3 protein-coding genes, 3 tRNA genes, 6 rRNA genes and 2 pseudogenes are annotated in these 17,282 nt (G+C 48.1%); 10 read left to right on the forward strand and 4 right to left on the reverse strand.

Translation table 11 applies throughout. From position 1 onward, the window contains the following. The first annotated feature begins 9 nt into the window (after positions 1-9). From clpB to OCV29_RS04310, 10 genes are all read left to right on the forward strand, one after another. Positions 10-2,583 carry an ATP-dependent chaperone ClpB gene (gene clpB, locus OCV29_RS04265; RefSeq protein ID WP_073603258.1) on the forward strand — a complete coding sequence of 858 codons (2,574 nt, stop codon included), beginning with the start codon at positions 10-12 and terminating at the stop codon, positions 2,581-2,583. Positions 2,584-3,125: 542 nt separating this feature from the next. Beyond that, a 16S ribosomal RNA gene (locus tag OCV29_RS04270) occupies positions 3,126-4,667 on the forward strand. A gap of 65 nt (positions 4,668-4,732) precedes the next feature. Continuing rightward, positions 4,733-4,808 (forward strand) — tRNA-Ala (locus OCV29_RS04275). A gap of 289 nt (positions 4,809-5,097) precedes the next feature. Then, positions 5,098-7,987 (forward strand): 23S ribosomal RNA (locus tag OCV29_RS04280). A gap of 122 nt (positions 7,988-8,109) precedes the next feature. Next, positions 8,110-8,225 (forward strand): 5S ribosomal RNA (gene rrf / locus OCV29_RS04285). Positions 8,226-8,546: 321 nt separating this feature from the next. Further along, a 16S ribosomal RNA gene (locus OCV29_RS04290) occupies positions 8,547-10,088 on the forward strand. Between the two features lie 59 nt (positions 10,089-10,147). After that, positions 10,148-10,224: transfer RNA gene (locus tag OCV29_RS04295), tRNA-Ile, on the forward strand. Positions 10,225-10,521: 297 nt separating this feature from the next. Continuing rightward, a 23S ribosomal RNA gene (locus tag OCV29_RS04300) occupies positions 10,522-13,411 on the forward strand. A 121-nt stretch (positions 13,412-13,532) separates the two neighbouring features. Continuing rightward, positions 13,533-13,648: ribosomal RNA gene (rrf, locus tag OCV29_RS04305) — 5S ribosomal RNA — on the forward strand. Together the 16S, 23S and 5S rRNA genes with 3 tRNA genes alongside form the textbook arrangement of a ribosomal RNA operon. Positions 13,649-13,710: 62 nt before the next feature. Then, a tRNA-Asp gene (locus OCV29_RS04310) sits at positions 13,711-13,787 on the forward strand. On the opposite strand, the pseudogene OCV29_RS04315 reads toward OCV29_RS04310, so the two are convergent. The 4 genes and pseudogenes from OCV29_RS04315 to OCV29_RS04330 form a co-directional block, all read right to left on the reverse strand. Continuing rightward, positions 13,788-14,165, reverse strand: a pseudogene (locus OCV29_RS04315) (transposase); the annotation flags it as partial. A gap of 78 nt (positions 14,166-14,243) precedes the next feature. After that, a pseudogene (gene istB / locus OCV29_RS04320) lies at positions 14,244-14,984 on the reverse strand (IS21-like element helper ATPase IstB). A gap of 9 nt (positions 14,985-14,993) precedes the next feature. Then, on the reverse strand, positions 14,994-16,526 hold the full coding sequence (gene istA, locus OCV29_RS04325) for an IS21 family transposase (RefSeq protein ID WP_073603802.1): 1,533 nt from the start codon (positions 16,524-16,526) through the stop codon (positions 14,994-14,996). Positions 16,527-16,693: 167 nt separating this feature from the next. Beyond that, complete coding sequence (locus tag OCV29_RS04330) at positions 16,694-17,242, reverse strand: IS630 family transposase (RefSeq protein WP_084193312.1); 549 nt, start codon at positions 17,240-17,242, stop codon at positions 16,694-16,696. Positions 17,243-17,282: the final 40 nt, after the last annotated feature.

The following is a 17,282-nucleotide window of genomic DNA, read 5'->3' on the forward strand; positions in this document are numbered from 1 at the left end:
GAGGTTGGTATGCGTCTTGACCGGTTCACTAGCAAATTTCAGCTTGCTATCTCTGATGCTCAGTCATTGGCATTAGGGCGAGATCATCAATATATAGAGCCTGTTCATTTGATGGTTGCTTTATTAGATCAAACAGGCAGCCCTGTTCGTCCCTTATTTACGATGCTTGATGTGGATGTCATGCAACTTCGCTCTAAGTTAGGAGAGATACTGGATCGTTTGCCCAAAGTCACTGGCATCGGAGGTGATGTGCAGCTTTCCGGCTCTATGGGAACTTTGTTTAACCTGTGCGATAAGATTGCTCAAAAGCGTCAGGATACTTATATATCTTCTGAAATATTTCTGTTAGCTGTTCTTGAAGATAAGGGGCCGCTCGGACAATTGCTGAAAGAGTTAGGCTTAACCGAAAGCAAAGTGTCTAAGGCGATTGAAAAAATCAGAGGCGGGCAGAAAGTCAATGACCCTAACGCAGAAGAATTACGACAGGCCTTAGAAAAATTTACGATTGATCTGACGGAGCGGGCTGAACAAGGAAAGCTGGATCCTGTGATTGGCCGGGATGATGAAATCCGGCGGACGATTCAGGTATTACAGCGCAGAACAAAAAACAATCCGGTAATTATCGGTGAGCCCGGTGTAGGTAAAACAGCGATTGTTGAAGGTTTGGCTCAACGAATCGTCAATAATGAAGTACCGGAAGGATTGCGTAGTCGTCGGGTTCTTTCTTTAGATATGGGGGCTTTAGTCGCCGGCGCAAAATACCGGGGAGAATTTGAAGAAAGACTGAAGTCAGTATTGAATGAGTTAGCCAAAGAAGAAGGCAACATTATCCTCTTTATTGATGAATTGCATACAATGGTTGGAGCCGGCAAAGGAGAAGGCTCTATGGATGCCGGAAATATGCTCAAACCAGCATTAGCAAGAGGTGAATTACATTGTGTTGGTGCGACGACACTTGACGAATACCGTCAATATATTGAGAAAGATGCAGCGCTTGAACGGCGTTTTCAAAAAGTTCTGGTCGATGAGCCGTCTGTCGAAGATACAATTGCTATACTACGTGGTTTGAAAGAACGTTATGAACTTCACCATCATGTAGAAATTACAGACCCTGCGATTGTTTCAGCAGCCAGTTTATCGCATCGTTATGTGTCTGATCGTCAGTTGCCCGACAAAGCAATCGATTTGATTGATGAAGCAGCTTCCAGTATTCGTTTACAAATGGATTCGAAACCTGAAGCCCTGGATAAGCTTGAGCGTAAAATTATACAGTTCAAGATAGAGCAACAGGCTTTGATGAATGAACAGGATGATGCCAGCGAAAAGCGTCTGAATATTCTAAATGCTGAATTGCAGGATAAAGAGAAAGAATATGTAGAGCTGGAAGAAGTATGGAAAGCGGAAAAAGCAGCCTTATCCGGAGCCCAGCATATAAAAACTGAATTAGAACAGGCAAGACTGGATATGGACGTCGCGAGAAGAGCGGGTGATTTAAGCCGGATGTCTGAATTGCAGTATGGGCGCATACCTGAATTAGAAAAACAATTAGATCTGGCGGCTCAGGCTGAGATGCAGGATATGACTTTATTAAAAAATAAAGTCACTGATAGTGAGATCGCTGAAGTGTTGTCCAGACAAACAGGTATTCCTGTCTCAAAAATGCTGGAAGCTGAAAAAGCAAAACTATTAAGAATGGAAGATGTTCTGCACAAACGGGTGGTGGGGCAAACTGAAGCGGTGGAGGTTATCTCGAATGCAATTCGCAGAAGCCGGGCGGGACTATCGGATCCAAATCGTCCGATAGGTTCTTTCTTGTTTTTAGGCCCTACTGGCGTTGGTAAAACTGAATTATGTAAAGCTTTAGCCGGTTTTATGTTTGATAGCGATGATGCGATGGTTCGTATTGACATGTCAGAATTCATGGAGAAACACTCTGTAGCCCGTTTAGTTGGTGCACCTCCCGGTTACGTTGGGTATGAAGAAGGCGGATATCTGACAGAAGCTGTCCGAAGAAAACCTTATTCTGTAATTCTGCTGGATGAAGTAGAAAAGGCACATGCTGATGTATTTAACATCTTGCTGCAGGTATTAGATGATGGAAGGCTGACCGATGGGCAAGGGCGCACGGTTGATTTTCGTAATACAGTCGTAATTATGACATCCAATTTGGGATCGGCTCAGATTCAGGAACATTTCCGGGAACTGGACTATCAGGCAATGAAAGAACAGGTGATGGATGTTGTCAGCCGACATTTCCGGCCTGAGTTCTTAAACAGAGTTGATGAAAGTATTGTGTTCCACCCACTTGGCAAGGCGCACATTAAGTCGATTGCTGCAATTCAGCTGGAGCGTTTGAGTCAGAGAATGCAAGAAAAAGATTATCTGTTAAATGTGAACGATAAGGCATTAGAACTGATTGCCCGGGTCGGATATGACCCGGTTTATGGTGCAAGGCCGCTGAAGCGTGCAATTCAGCAAACAGTTGAGAATCCTTTAGCTAAATCTATTTTGAATGGCAGTATTGAATCAGGAAAGCCCATTTCTCTATCCGTACAGAATGGTGAAATACTGATAACACAATAAGTGCCAAGTATCGTTCGATTTACCAGGGAGGGCAGCACTATGGTGTCTCCCTCTCTTTTTTATACTAAAAAGGTAATATCCAGAGTTAATTGGACAGAAAAGTATCAAAAAATAGCGCTTTCGGTGATGTTTTAGCCTTTTGAATGAAAAAATGAAAATTTCGTGAATTTTCTATTGCCAAGAATTTATTTCTCCCTATAATGCGACCCCACTGAGTCAGGGGATGCCTGATAAAGTAAAACGGTTTATCGTGTTTCTTAAATGCTTAAGAAAATAACAAGAAAAAGTGGTTGACACTGAATCTTATATCGATAAAATAGCCGTCCTCTTGAAGCTAAGGCTGAAAGTTGAATTTTGCTCTTTAACAATATAAACCAATCAATCTGTGTGGGTGCTCGTTAACAGATATCTTATAAAAAGATTTATCAGTGAATGAGTGACCAAATCGATATCTCTGATGAGATATTGGCACAGTCAATTCGATATTACGATGTAATATCACAGTATTCATTGAGCAGAAGCTTAGGCTTCAGAAAAAACTTTAATTGAAGAGTTTGATCATGGCTCAGATTGAACGCTGGCGGCAGGCTTAACACATGCAAGTCGGGCGGAAACGAAAGAAAGCTTGCTTTCTTGGCGTCGAGCGGCGGACGGGTGAGTAATGCCTGGGAAATTGCCCTGATGTGGGGGATAACCATTGGAAACGATGGCTAATACCGCATAACGTCTACGGACCAAAGAGGGGGACCTTCGGGCCTCTCGCGTCGGGATATGCCCAGGTGGGATTAGCTTGTTGGTGAGGTAAGGGCTCACCAAGGCGACGATCCCTAGCTGGTCTGAGAGGATGATCAGCCACACTGGAACTGAGACACGGTCCAGACTCCTACGGGAGGCAGCAGTGGGGAATATTGCACAATGGGCGCAAGCCTGATGCAGCCATGCCGCGTGTATGAAGAAGGCCTTCGGGTTGTAAAGTACTTTCAGCAGTGAGGAAGGTGGTGTATTTAATACGTGCATCATTTGACGTTAGCTGCAGAAGAAGCACCGGCTAACTCCGTGCCAGCAGCCGCGGTAATACGGAGGGTGCGAGCGTTAATCGGAATTACTGGGCGTAAAGCGCATGCAGGTGGATGATTAAGTCAGATGTGAAAGCCCGGGGCTTAACCCCGGAACAGCATTTGAAACTGGTCATCTAGAGTACTGTAGAGGGGGGTAGAATTTCAGGTGTAGCGGTGAAATGCGTAGAGATCTGAAGGAATACCGGTGGCGAAGGCGGCCCCCTGGACAGATACTGACACTCAGATGCGAAAGCGTGGGGAGCAAACAGGATTAGATACCCTGGTAGTCCACGCCGTAAACGATGTCTACTTGGAGGTTGTGGCCTTGAGCCGTGGCTTTCGGAGCTAACGCGTTAAGTAGACCGCCTGGGGAGTACGGTCGCAAGATTAAAACTCAAATGAATTGACGGGGGCCCGCACAAGCGGTGGAGCATGTGGTTTAATTCGATGCAACGCGAAGAACCTTACCTACTCTTGACATCCAGAGAATTTTCCAGAGATGGATTAGTGCCTTCGGGAGCTCTGAGACAGGTGCTGCATGGCTGTCGTCAGCTCGTGTTGTGAAATGTTGGGTTAAGTCCCGCAACGAGCGCAACCCTTATCCTTGATTGCCAGCACTTCGGGTGGGAACTTCAGGGAGACTGCCGGTGATAAACCGGAGGAAGGTGGGGACGACGTCAAGTCATCATGGCCCTTACGAGTAGGGCTACACACGTGCTACAATGGCGGATACAGAGGGCAGCTAACTTGCGAAAGTGTGCGAATCCCAAAAAGTCCGTCGTAGTCCGGATTGGAGTCTGCAACTCGACTCCATGAAGTCGGAATCGCTAGTAATCGTAGATCAGAATGCTACGGTGAATACGTTCCCGGGCCTTGTACACACCGCCCGTCACACCATGGGAGTGGGCTGCAAAAGAAGCAGGTAGTTTAACCTTCGGGAGGACGCTTGCCACTTTGTGGTTCATGACTGGGGTGAAGTCGTAACAAGGTAGCGCTAGGGGAACCTGGCGCTGGATCACCTCCTTAACGATAAAGATACGTTGATGAGTGCTCACACAGATTGATTTGGTTTAAGTTTGTTAAAACACAGAGGGGCTATAGCTCAGCTGGGAGAGCGCTTGCATGGCATGCAAGAGGTCTGCGGTTCGATCCCGCATAGCTCCACCATTTTAAAGCATATTTGGTGAAGTGTGTTTTAAAATGGTTTGTATTAACAAATCAAGCTCTTTAACAATTTGGAAAGCTGACAAAGCAGTTCTTGTTTATTTGAAATAAGAATTGTTTGTAAAAGTTCTCAAAGTATTCATATATGAATACACCAAACACATTCAAGTGTTCTTGGCTTCTGCTTTAAGCAGAAGAAAAAATTTGAGTCCGGCAAAATCAAAGTCTGCATCATGTTTAAATAATTGCAGACACCTTGGTTGTTTGACTGTAAGACCCTTTGGGGTTGTATGGTTAAGTGACTAAGCGTATACGGTGGATGCCTTGGCAGTCAGAGGCGATGAAGGACGTACTAACTTGCGATAAGCCCGGATGAGGGAGTAAGACCCACATGAGTCCGGGATTTCCGAATGGGGAAACCCACCTGCAGCAGCAGGTATCTTTACCTGAATCCATAGGGTAAAGAGGCGAACCGGGGGAACTGAAACATCTAAGTACCCCGAGGAAAAGAAATCAACAGAGATTCCGGCAGTAGCGGCGAGCGACCCCGGATTAGCCCTTAAGTTTTATATGTGTCAGGTGAAGGCTCTGGAAAGTGCCGCGATACAGGGTGACAGCCCCGTAACCGAAGATGCATATAAGGTGAAAACGAGTAGGACGGGACACGTGATATCCTGTCTGAACATGGGGGGACCATCCTCCAAGGCTAAATACTCCTGACTGACCGATAGTGAACCAGTACCGTGAGGGAAAGGCGAAAAGAACCCCTGTGAGGGGAGTGAAACAGAACCTGAAACCGTATACGTACAAGCAGTAGGAGCCTCTTTTATGGGGTGACTGCGTACCTTTTGTATAATGGGTCAGCGACTTATATTCAGTGGCAAGGTTAACCGGATAGGGAAGCCGTAGCGAAAGCGAGTCTTAACTGGGCGTTCAGTCTCTGGATATAGACCCGAAACCGGGTGATCTAGCCATGGGCAGGTTGAAGGTTGAGTAACATCAACTGGAGGACCGAACCGACTAATGTTGAAAAATTAGCGGATGACTTGTGGCTAGGGGTGAAAGGCCAATCAAACCCGGAGATAGCTGGTTCTCCCCGAAAGCTATTTAGGTAGCGCCTCGGACGAATACTACTGGGGGTAGAGCACTGTTAAGGCTAGGGGGTCATCCCGACTTACCAACCCTTTGCAAACTCCGAATACCAGTAAGTACTATCCGGGAGACACACGGCGGGTGCTAACGTCCGTCGTGGAGAGGGAAACAACCCAGACCGCCAGCTAAGGTCCCAAATTATTGCTAAGTGGGAAACGATGTGGGAAGGCTCAGACAGCTAGGATGTTGGCTTAGAAGCAGCCATCATTTAAAGAAAGCGTAATAGCTCACTAGTCGAGTCGGCCTGCGCGGAAGATGTAACGGGGCTAAGCAATAAACCGAAGCTGCGGCAATACGATTTATCGTATTGGGTAGGGGAGCGTTCTGTAAGCGGCTGAAGGTGTGCTGTAAGGCATGCTGGACGTATCAGAAGTGCGAATGCTGACATGAGTAACGATAATGGGGGTGAAAAACCCCCACGCCGGAAGACCAAGGGTTCCTGTCCAACGTTAATCGGGGCAGGGTAAGTCGACCCCTAAGGCGAGGCTGAAAAGCGTAGTCGATGGGAAACGGGTTAATATTCCCGTACTTCTTACAATTGCGATGGGGGGACGGAGAAGGCTAGGTGGGCCAGGCGACGGTTGTCCTGGTTCAAGTGCGTAGGCTGTGGGATTAGGCAAATCCGGTTCCACGATAAGGCTGAGACACGATGTCGGGCTACTAAGGTAGTGAAGTCATTGATGCCATGCTTCCGGGAAAAGCCTCTAAGCTTCAGATTGTAAGGAATCGTACCCCAAACCGACACAGGTGGTCGGGTAGAGAATACCAAGGCGCTTGAGAGAACTCGGGTGAAGGAACTAGGCAAAATGGTACCGTAACTTCGGGAGAAGGTACGCTCTTGACGGTGAAGAGACTTGCTCTTGGAGCTGATGAGAGTCGCAGATACCAGGTGGCTGCAACTGTTTATTAAAAACACAGCACTGTGCAAAATCGTAAGATGACGTATACGGTGTGACGCCTGCCCGGTGCCGGAAGGTTAATTGATGGGGTTAGCTTAGGCGAAGCTCTTGATCGAAGCCCCGGTAAACGGCGGCCGTAACTATAACGGTCCTAAGGTAGCGAAATTCCTTGTCGGGTAAGTTCCGACCTGCACGAATGGCGTAATGATGGCCACGCTGTCTCCACCCGAGACTCAGTGAAATTGAAATCGCTGTGAAGATGCAGTGTACCCGCGGCTAGACGGAAAGACCCCGTGAACCTTTACTACAGCTTGGCACTGAACATTGAGCCTACATGTGTAGGATAGGTGGGAGGCTTTGAAGTGTGTACGCCAGTATGCATGGAGCCATCCTTGAAATACCACCCTTGTATGTTTGATGTTCTAACTTAGTCCCGTTATCCGGGACAAGGACAGTGTCTGGTGGGTAGTTTGACTGGGGCGGTCTCCTCCCAAAGAGTAACGGAGGAGCACGAAGGTGGGCTAATCACGGTTGGACATCGTGAGGTTAGTGCAATGGCATAAGCCCGCTTAACTGCGAGAGTGACGGCTCGAGCAGGTGCGAAAGCAGGTCATAGTGATCCGGTGGTTCTGAATGGAAGGGCCATCGCTCAACGGATAAAAGGTACTCCGGGGATAACAGGCTGATACCGCCCAAGAGTTCATATCGACGGCGGTGTTTGGCACCTCGATGTCGGCTCATCACATCCTGGGGCTGAAGTCGGTCCCAAGGGTATGGCTGTTCGCCATTTAAAGTGGTACGCGAGCTGGGTTTAGAACGTCGTGAGACAGTTCGGTCCCTATCTGCCGTGGGCGTTGGAGAATTGAAGGGGGCTGCTCCTAGTACGAGAGGACCGGAGTGGACGAACCTCTGGTGTTCGGGTTGTGTCGCCAGACGCATTGCCCGGTAGCTAAGTTCGGAATCGATAACCGCTGAAAGCATCTAAGCGGGAAGCGAGCCCTGAGATGAGTTCTCCCTGGCACTTTAAGTGCTCTGAAGGGTTGTCCGAGACCAGGACGTTGATAGGCAGGGTGTGTAAGCGTTGTGAGGCGTTGAGCTAACCTGTACTAATTGCCCGTGAGGCTTAACCATACAACACCCAAGGGGTTTTGTGGACTCAAGATTAAAGACAATTGGATGTGTAGAGAGTCAGTCAGTTTTCCAGAATTTTTGTTTTCACTTTTTTAAAAAGTGGAGATAAGAAACAGAATTTGCCTGGCGGCCATAGCGTTGTGGACCCACCTGAATCCATGCCGAACTCAGAAGTGAAACGCAATTGCGCCGATGGTAGTGTGGGGTTTCCCCATGTGAGAGTAGGTCACTGCCAGGCTTTATTTTCGCTTCTTTTCAGTTGATGAAAAGAAGTCACCATAAAGTTTTCAAAAGAATGAGAATTTTATGTTGACTTTCAGTCAGGAAAGCGTAATATACGCGTCCTGTCAGGTGCTAAGGCACTGAAAGCAAAGCTCTTTAACAATATAAACCAATCAATCTGTGTGGGTACTCGTTAACAGATATCTTATAAAAAGATTTATCAGTGAATGAGTGACCAAATCGATATCTCTGATGAGATATTGGCACAGTCAATTCGATATTACGATGTAATATCACAGTATTCATTGAGCAGAAGCTCCGGCTTCAGAAAAAACTTTAATTGAAGAGTTTGATCATGGCTCAGATTGAACGCTGGCGGCAGGCTTAACACATGCAAGTCGGGCGGAAACGAAAGAAAGCTTGCTTTCTTGGCGTCGAGCGGCGGACGGGTGAGTAATGCCTGGGAAATTGCCCTGATGTGGGGGATAACCATTGGAAACGATGGCTAATACCGCATAACGTCTACGGACCAAAGAGGGGGACCTTCGGGCCTCTCGCGTCGGGATATGCCCAGGTGGGATTAGCTTGTTGGTGAGGTAAGGGCTCACCAAGGCGACGATCCCTAGCTGGTCTGAGAGGATGATCAGCCACACTGGAACTGAGACACGGTCCAGACTCCTACGGGAGGCAGCAGTGGGGAATATTGCACAATGGGCGCAAGCCTGATGCAGCCATGCCGCGTGTATGAAGAAGGCCTTCGGGTTGTAAAGTACTTTCAGCAGTGAGGAAGGTGGTGTATTTAATACGTGCATCATTTGACGTTAGCTGCAGAAGAAGCACCGGCTAACTCCGTGCCAGCAGCCGCGGTAATACGGAGGGTGCGAGCGTTAATCGGAATTACTGGGCGTAAAGCGCATGCAGGTGGATGATTAAGTCAGATGTGAAAGCCCGGGGCTTAACCCCGGAACAGCATTTGAAACTGGTCATCTAGAGTACTGTAGAGGGGGGTAGAATTTCAGGTGTAGCGGTGAAATGCGTAGAGATCTGAAGGAATACCGGTGGCGAAGGCGGCCCCCTGGACAGATACTGACACTCAGATGCGAAAGCGTGGGGAGCAAACAGGATTAGATACCCTGGTAGTCCACGCCGTAAACGATGTCTACTTGGAGGTTGTGGCCTTGAGCCGTGGCTTTCGGAGCTAACGCGTTAAGTAGACCGCCTGGGGAGTACGGTCGCAAGATTAAAACTCAAATGAATTGACGGGGGCCCGCACAAGCGGTGGAGCATGTGGTTTAATTCGATGCAACGCGAAGAACCTTACCTACTCTTGACATCCAGAGAATTTTCCAGAGATGGATTAGTGCCTTCGGGAGCTCTGAGACAGGTGCTGCATGGCTGTCGTCAGCTCGTGTTGTGAAATGTTGGGTTAAGTCCCGCAACGAGCGCAACCCTTATCCTTGATTGCCAGCACTTCGGGTGGGAACTTCAGGGAGACTGCCGGTGATAAACCGGAGGAAGGTGGGGACGACGTCAAGTCATCATGGCCCTTACGAGTAGGGCTACACACGTGCTACAATGGCGGATACAGAGGGCAGCTAACTTGCGAAAGTGTGCGAATCCCAAAAAGTCCGTCGTAGTCCGGATTGGAGTCTGCAACTCGACTCCATGAAGTCGGAATCGCTAGTAATCGTAGATCAGAATGCTACGGTGAATACGTTCCCGGGCCTTGTACACACCGCCCGTCACACCATGGGAGTGGGCTGCAAAAGAAGCAGGTAGTTTAACCTTCGGGAGGACGCTTGCCACTTTGTGGTTCATGACTGGGGTGAAGTCGTAACAAGGTAGCGCTAGGGGAACCTGGCGCTGGATCACCTCCTTAACGATAAAGATACGTTGATGAGTGCTCACACAGATTGATTTGGTTTAGAAAGAGTCGTTGGGTCTGTAGCTCAGGTGGTTAGAGCGTTCGCCTGATAAGCGAGAGGTCGGTGGTTCAAGTCCACTCAGACCCACCAACGTTTGTATTTTTAAATGTTTTTTTTAAGAATATTTAAAAATAGCCTGTTTCTGACAGGCTTAGCTCTTTAACAATTTGGAAAGCTGACAAAGCAGTTCTTGTTTATTTCAAATAAGAATTGTTTGTAAAAGTTCTCAAAGTATTCATATATGAATACACCAAACACATTCAAGTGTTCTTGGCTTCTGCTTTGGCAGAAGAAAAAATTTGAGTCCGGCAAAATCAAAGTCTGCATCATGTTTAAATAATTGCAGACACCTTGGTTGTTTGACTGTAAGACCCTTTGGGGTTGTATGGTTAAGTGACTAAGCGTATACGGTGGATGCCTTGGCAGTCAGAGGCGATGAAGGACGTACTAACTTGCGATAAGCCCGGATGAGGGAGTAAGACCCACATGAGTCCGGGATTTCCGAATGGGGAAACCCACCTGCAGCAGCAGGTATCTTTACCTGAATCCATAGGGTAAAGAGGCGAACCGGGGGAACTGAAACATCTAAGTACCCCGAGGAAAAGAAATCAACAGAGATTCCGGCAGTAGCGGCGAGCGACCCCGGATTAGCCCTTAAGTTTTATATGTGTCAGGTGAAGGCTCTGGAAAGTGCCGCGATACAGGGTGACAGCCCCGTAACCGAAGATGCATATAAGGTGAAAACGAGTAGGACGGGACACGTGATATCCTGTCTGAACATGGGGGGACCATCCTCCAAGGCTAAATACTCCTGACTGACCGATAGTGAACCAGTACCGTGAGGGAAAGGCGAAAAGAACCCCTGTGAGGGGAGTGAAACAGAACCTGAAACCGTATACGTACAAGCAGTAGGAGCCTCTTTTATGGGGTGACTGCGTACCTTTTGTATAATGGGTCAGCGACTTATATTCAGTGGCAAGGTTAACCGGATAGGGAAGCCGTAGCGAAAGCGAGTCTTAACTGGGCGTTCAGTCTCTGGATATAGACCCGAAACCGGGTGATCTAGCCATGGGCAGGTTGAAGGTTGAGTAACATCAACTGGAGGACCGAACCGACTAATGTTGAAAAATTAGCGGATGACTTGTGGCTAGGGGTGAAAGGCCAATCAAACCCGGAGATAGCTGGTTCTCCCCGAAAGCTATTTAGGTAGCGCCTCGGACGAATACTACTGGGGGTAGAGCACTGTTAAGGCTAGGGGGTCATCCCGACTTACCAACCCTTTGCAAACTCCGAATACCAGTAAGTACTATCCGGGAGACACACGGCGGGTGCTAACGTCCGTCGTGGAGAGGGAAACAACCCAGACCGCCAGCTAAGGTCCCAAATTATTGCTAAGTGGGAAACGATGTGGGAAGGCTCAGACAGCTAGGATGTTGGCTTAGAAGCAGCCATCATTTAAAGAAAGCGTAATAGCTCACTAGTCGAGTCGGCCTGCGCGGAAGATGTAACGGGGCTAAGCAATAAACCGAAGCTGCGGCAATACGATTTATCGTATTGGGTAGGGGAGCGTTCTGTAAGCGGCTGAAGGTGTGCTGTAAGGCATGCTGGACGTATCAGAAGTGCGAATGCTGACATGAGTAACGATAATGGGGGTGAAAAACCCCCACGCCGGAAGACCAAGGGTTCCTGTCCAACGTTAATCGGGGCAGGGTAAGTCGACCCCTAAGGCGAGGCTGAAAAGCGTAGTCGATGGGAAACGGGTTAATATTCCCGTACTTCTTACAATTGCGATGGGGGGACGGAGAAGGCTAGGTGGGCCAGGCGACGGTTGTCCTGGTTCAAGTGCGTAGGCTGTGGGATTAGGCAAATCCGGTTCCACGATAAGGCTGAGACACGATGTCGGGCTACTAAGGTAGTGAAGTCATTGATGCCATGCTTCCGGGAAAAGCCTCTAAGCTTCAGATTGTAAGGAATCGTACCCCAAACCGACACAGGTGGTCGGGTAGAGAATACCAAGGCGCTTGAGAGAACTCGGGTGAAGGAACTAGGCAAAATGGTACCGTAACTTCGGGAGAAGGTACGCTCTTGACGGTGAAGAGACTTGCTCTTGGAGCTGATGAGAGTCGCAGATACCAGGTGGCTGCAACTGTTTATTAAAAACACAGCACTGTGCAAAATCGTAAGATGACGTATACGGTGTGACGCCTGCCCGGTGCCGGAAGGTTAATTGATGGGGTTAGCTTAGGCGAAGCTCTTGATCGAAGCCCCGGTAAACGGCGGCCGTAACTATAACGGTCCTAAGGTAGCGAAATTCCTTGTCGGGTAAGTTCCGACCTGCACGAATGGCGTAATGATGGCCACGCTGTCTCCACCCGAGACTCAGTGAAATTGAAATCGCTGTGAAGATGCAGTGTACCCGCGGCTAGACGGAAAGACCCCGTGAACCTTTACTACAGCTTGGCACTGAACATTGAGCCTACATGTGTAGGATAGGTGGGAGGCTTTGAAGTGTGTACGCCAGTATGCATGGAGCCATCCTTGAAATACCACCCTTGTATGTTTGATGTTCTAACTTAGTCCCGTTATCCGGGACAAGGACAGTGTCTGGTGGGTAGTTTGACTGGGGCGGTCTCCTCCCAAAGAGTAACGGAGGAGCACGAAGGTGGGCTAATCACGGTTGGACATCGTGAGGTTAGTGCAATGGCATAAGCCCGCTTAACTGCGAGAGTGACGGCTCGAGCAGGTGCGAAAGCAGGTCATAGTGATCCGGTGGTTCTGAATGGAAGGGCCATCGCTCAACGGATAAAAGGTACTCCGGGGATAACAGGCTGATACCGCCCAAGAGTTCATATCGACGGCGGTGTTTGGCACCTCGATGTCGGCTCATCACATCCTGGGGCTGAAGTCGGTCCCAAGGGTATGGCTGTTCGCCATTTAAAGTGGTACGCGAGCTGGGTTTAGAACGTCGTGAGACAGTTCGGTCCCTATCTGCCGTGGGCGTTGGAGAATTGAAGGGGGCTGCTCCTAGTACGAGAGGACCGGAGTGGACGAACCTCTGGTGTTCGGGTTGTGTCGCCAGACGCATTGCCCGGTAGCTAAGTTCGGAATCGATAACCGCTGAAAGCATCTAAGCGGGAAGCGAGCCCTGAGATGAGTTCTCCCTGGCACTTTAAGTGCTCTGAAGGGTTGTCCGAGACCAGGACGTTGATAGGCAGGGTGTGTAAGCGTTGTGAGGCGTTGAGCTAACCTGTACTAATTACCCGTGAGGCTTAACCATACAACACCCAAGGGGTTTTGTGGACTCAGATTAAGACAATTGGATGTGTAGAGAATCAGTCAGTTTTCCAGAATTTTTGTTTTCACTTTTTTTAAAAAGTGGAGATAAGAAACAGAATTTGCCTGGCGGCCATAGCGTTGTGGACCCACCTGAATCCATGCCGAACTCAGAAGTGAAACGCAATTGCGCCGATGGTAGTGTGGGGTTTCCCCATGTGAGAGTAGGTCACTGCCAGGCTTTATATACCGGACAGATGAAGCGGATTAAAGTAGGACTTCATATGTCAGACAATCTGAAGTGGAGCGGTAGTTCAGTTGGTTAGAATACCGGCCTGTCACGCCGGGGGTCGCGGGTTCGAGTCCCGTCCGCTCCGCCATTATTTGGATTGAATTGTAAGCCCTTGCTGAAAAGCAGGGGCTTTTTTATGCCTGTTTTTTGTTCCTTTCTTCGTTTGCTCGATTGGATTCAGTTCAGGAGAATATGGTGGGAGTTTCATGATACTGACGTTCTCAAATTCACAGGCAATGTCTTCTGTATGCCACCCTGCGCCATCCATAACTACCACTGAATAACGACCTTTTTCGGTGATTGCTGATATTTGCCTTAAATGTTCTATCATGATGTCTTTATTGACCCAAGGTACAACCATAGCCTCACCAATTCCTCTGCTGGGACAGACTGAACCAAACTGATAGGCATATTCAAATTGTTGTTGCTTTACCGCTCTTGGGCGTGTTCCTCTTTCAGCCCATATGCATATTCCGGCGATTCCGGACACCTGTTCCGGTTTAATCCGGACACGATGATCCCTCTCTTTTCTCTAACCCTATTTTTACCCTACCTGTCCGGATTGCGCCAGTTTTCTCATTGATTCCCCTGCCAGTTCTATACGATGACTGTTGTGGATTAACCTGTCCAGTAAAGCATCTGCGACCGTGGCATTTCCTATCATGTTGTACCATTCCTTCACCGGTAATTGGCTTATCATGATTGTGCTGTTGGTTTGGTAGCGATCTTCCAGAAGTTCCAGTCAATGACCTGCATGATCTGGGCTGAGCTTTTCCATACCCCAGTCATCCAGGATCAGAAGGTGTTTTCGAGACAGAGCAAGGAGTTGTTTCTGATAAGTACCGTCAAGTCGCCCCGAACTCAGATCATCAAGTAAGCGACTGAGCCTGTGGTAACGAACGCTATACAGTTGCTCACAAGCCTGCGCAGCCAATGCACAGGCAACATAAGTTTTCCCGGCACCCGTCGCTCCGGTAATAAGAACGTTTTGTTTTTTCTGTAAATATCCTCCTGTGAAGAGTTCACTCATTTGAGTTCGTTTTAACCCCCGACCTTCTCTGTAAATAATCTGACTTGGCAGTGCATCCACTCGTAGTTTGGCTTGCCTCTTTAGTCTCTGGATTTTGGTCTGATTTCGTCCCAGCAGTTCACTTTCAAGCAACAGACTTAACCGCTCTTCGAAGTGAAGTTCTGCATAGGTAGATAGCTGCTCTCGTTGTTGTTCAAGAGCAGTGGCAGCATGACTCAGGTGTAGTGATTTAAGTTGTTCGTTTATCTGGTTCATTATTTTCTCCTAGTGATAACAGTTTGGTCCGCGCACATTGCTGTGCTGGATATCCGGGGTGGATTCCGGTGAGGAAGACAGCAGTCCTTCCCGATGATTTTCAAGAAGATTTCTGATGAACCTGAGATAGGGCTTATTCACCATCAGGGCATCCTTACATGCCTGCTCTAAACGAGTGTCACCGTATTTTTTAGCCAGGTTGAGAAGTCCGAGACAGCTACGATTCGCTTGTGCCGGATGTTCTTTTGACATGAGTTGGCGATTAACGACTTCCTGTGTGGCGGCGCCCACTCTGCCGCCCCAGTTCAGCAACCGCTCTGGAGACCATTTCTGATATTGATGATTGCCGGGCATGTGCTCTGGACAGGTACTAAGACCGTACTCTTTTTTACTCGCTGGGTGCTGTGAGACCAGATTTCCCTGATGGTATATCTGTACCAGTCTGGAGGTGGCTTCAAGCTCAACATGCTGACCAACTAACTGATGCGGTACTGAGTAATAATGTTTCTTGTATTCGATGTGGTAATCCGGTCCGACTTTAGCGCGTTTCATTTCCATGTAGAGATAACGCTGTACGGGAAGTGGTTTCAGGGCTGGTTTATCCAGGGTTTCGAACAACGCTTTCCGGCTCGCTCCCAGTTGTTTCATTTGTCTTTGGTTCAGCGAGTCCATTAATTCACGGATAGAGAGATTAAGCTCTTTGAAGGTGTGGAAGGTCTGGTGACGAAGCCGCATCATGATCCAGCGTTCAACGATAAGCACCGCATTTTCTGCTTTTGCTTTGTCTTTCGGTTTATAGGGACGAGCTGGCATCACGGCAGTTCGGTAATGGGATGCCAGTTTCCGGTAACTCTCGTTGAGTTTAGGCGCGTAACGATCCGTTTTGGTTACTGCTGCTTTTAGGTTGTCAGGTACCAGAAGGGCCGGAACACCACCGAAGTGTTCGAAGGCATTGGCATGAGCCTCCAGCCAGTGTTCAAGTCGTTGACTTTCACTGGCTTCAACATAGGTGTAGTTGGAAGCGCCCAATGTTGCCACGAAGATCTGAGCATTGCGGATTTCTCCGGTGTCAGGATTCACAACCGGGATAGTCGGGCCACAGTAATCAATGAACAGTTTGTCACCCGCCAGATGAGTCTGGCGCATACTGCGTTTTTGGGTCGATAACCAGCGGGTGTAATGTTCGCAGAACTGGCTGTAACGATAAGCTCTTTCCTGATATTCCGCCAGGTACTCCTCCCACAGAAGATGTTTGCTTATGCCTTTACGTTTAAGTTCAACAAAACACTGAGCGAAGTCCGGCATGACTTTAATGTTGCTGGTTGTTTTGTCTCGGTAAATAGCCAGACCCAGTTCGGTATCTGAGCAGTTCTCGGGAAGTGGCCAACTCATTGTGCTTTGCTCAAATCGGGTCAGTATTTCTGAGACCGTCGAGCGACTGACTTTCGAGCAGGAAGCGATCTTTCTGGTCGACAGATTGCACTCATATTTAAGGCGTAATACCTCTTTGATGTTTGTCATAGATGTTCTCTTTTTCGGCATTATCACTTCCTTGCTACGTTAAGATGCATAACAAGAATAGTGAGTGATTGATTTAAAAGAGAAAAGGGAGAGATTCCGGAGTAACCGGACAGGGTTTCCGCTCAACCGGACAGTGATTCCGGAGTGAGTGGAAAAATGGCTGGTTTATCCCGGAAATGGTGTCCGGTTTAAAACGGAACAAGTTGGAACCAAACATCGATATGTTCCAAAGGCATATGACCAGGGATCTTAAGGATCGTTTCGATTTTGAATTTTTTTAAAATCGTCTGAATTTCTTGAGTCTGCTTAGGGTGTCTTGAACGAGAAGTTATCCACGAGAATCCCATATGGTCGAGCAGGTAATAGATAGAGTCAGGATGATAGTATTTACCAAATTCTTTCACAATATAAGCATGGATATCGGGGCCAGTAAGTCGTCCATCTTGCGCATCATGGGCTTTGCTTTTGATGTATTGACTTAATTGCTCTCTTTGCTCAGGAGTCAAGAATGGCGGTCTACCGGTTCTTGGTTTTTCCTGTAGACCTTCTAACCCTTCTTCGAGAAAAGTCTGAACCCATTTATAAACACTGGTCCTGCTTACCTTGAAAAACTTGGCTATTTGAGTACGAGAATGTCCGTCTTTGAAGTGTGCGAGAGCCAGCAATCTCATTTTCATCTGGATGGATTTTTGCTGGCTTGCGAGCTTTTTGAAGTCGATGTCGTTGAGGCTATCCATAGCGAATTAATGCAAGTAATGAATAGTCTCAATTAGATCA

It is taken from the genome of Vibrio aerogenes (assembly GCF_024346755.1).
Lineage (GTDB): Bacteria > Pseudomonadota > Gammaproteobacteria > Enterobacterales > Vibrionaceae > Vibrio > Vibrio aerogenes.

Excerpts from the sequence above, each read along its gene's own strand:
- clpB (WP_073603258.1), top strand. The coding sequence starts at position 10 with ATGCGTCTTGACCGGTTCACTAGCAAATTTCAGCTTGCTATCTCTGAT.
- istA (WP_073603802.1), bottom strand. The coding sequence starts at position 16,526 with ATGCCGAAAAAGAGAACATCTATGACAAACATCAAAGAGGTATTACGC.
- OCV29_RS04330 (WP_084193312.1), bottom strand. The coding sequence starts at position 17,242 with ATGGATAGCCTCAACGACATCGACTTCAAAAAGCTCGCAAGCCAGCAA.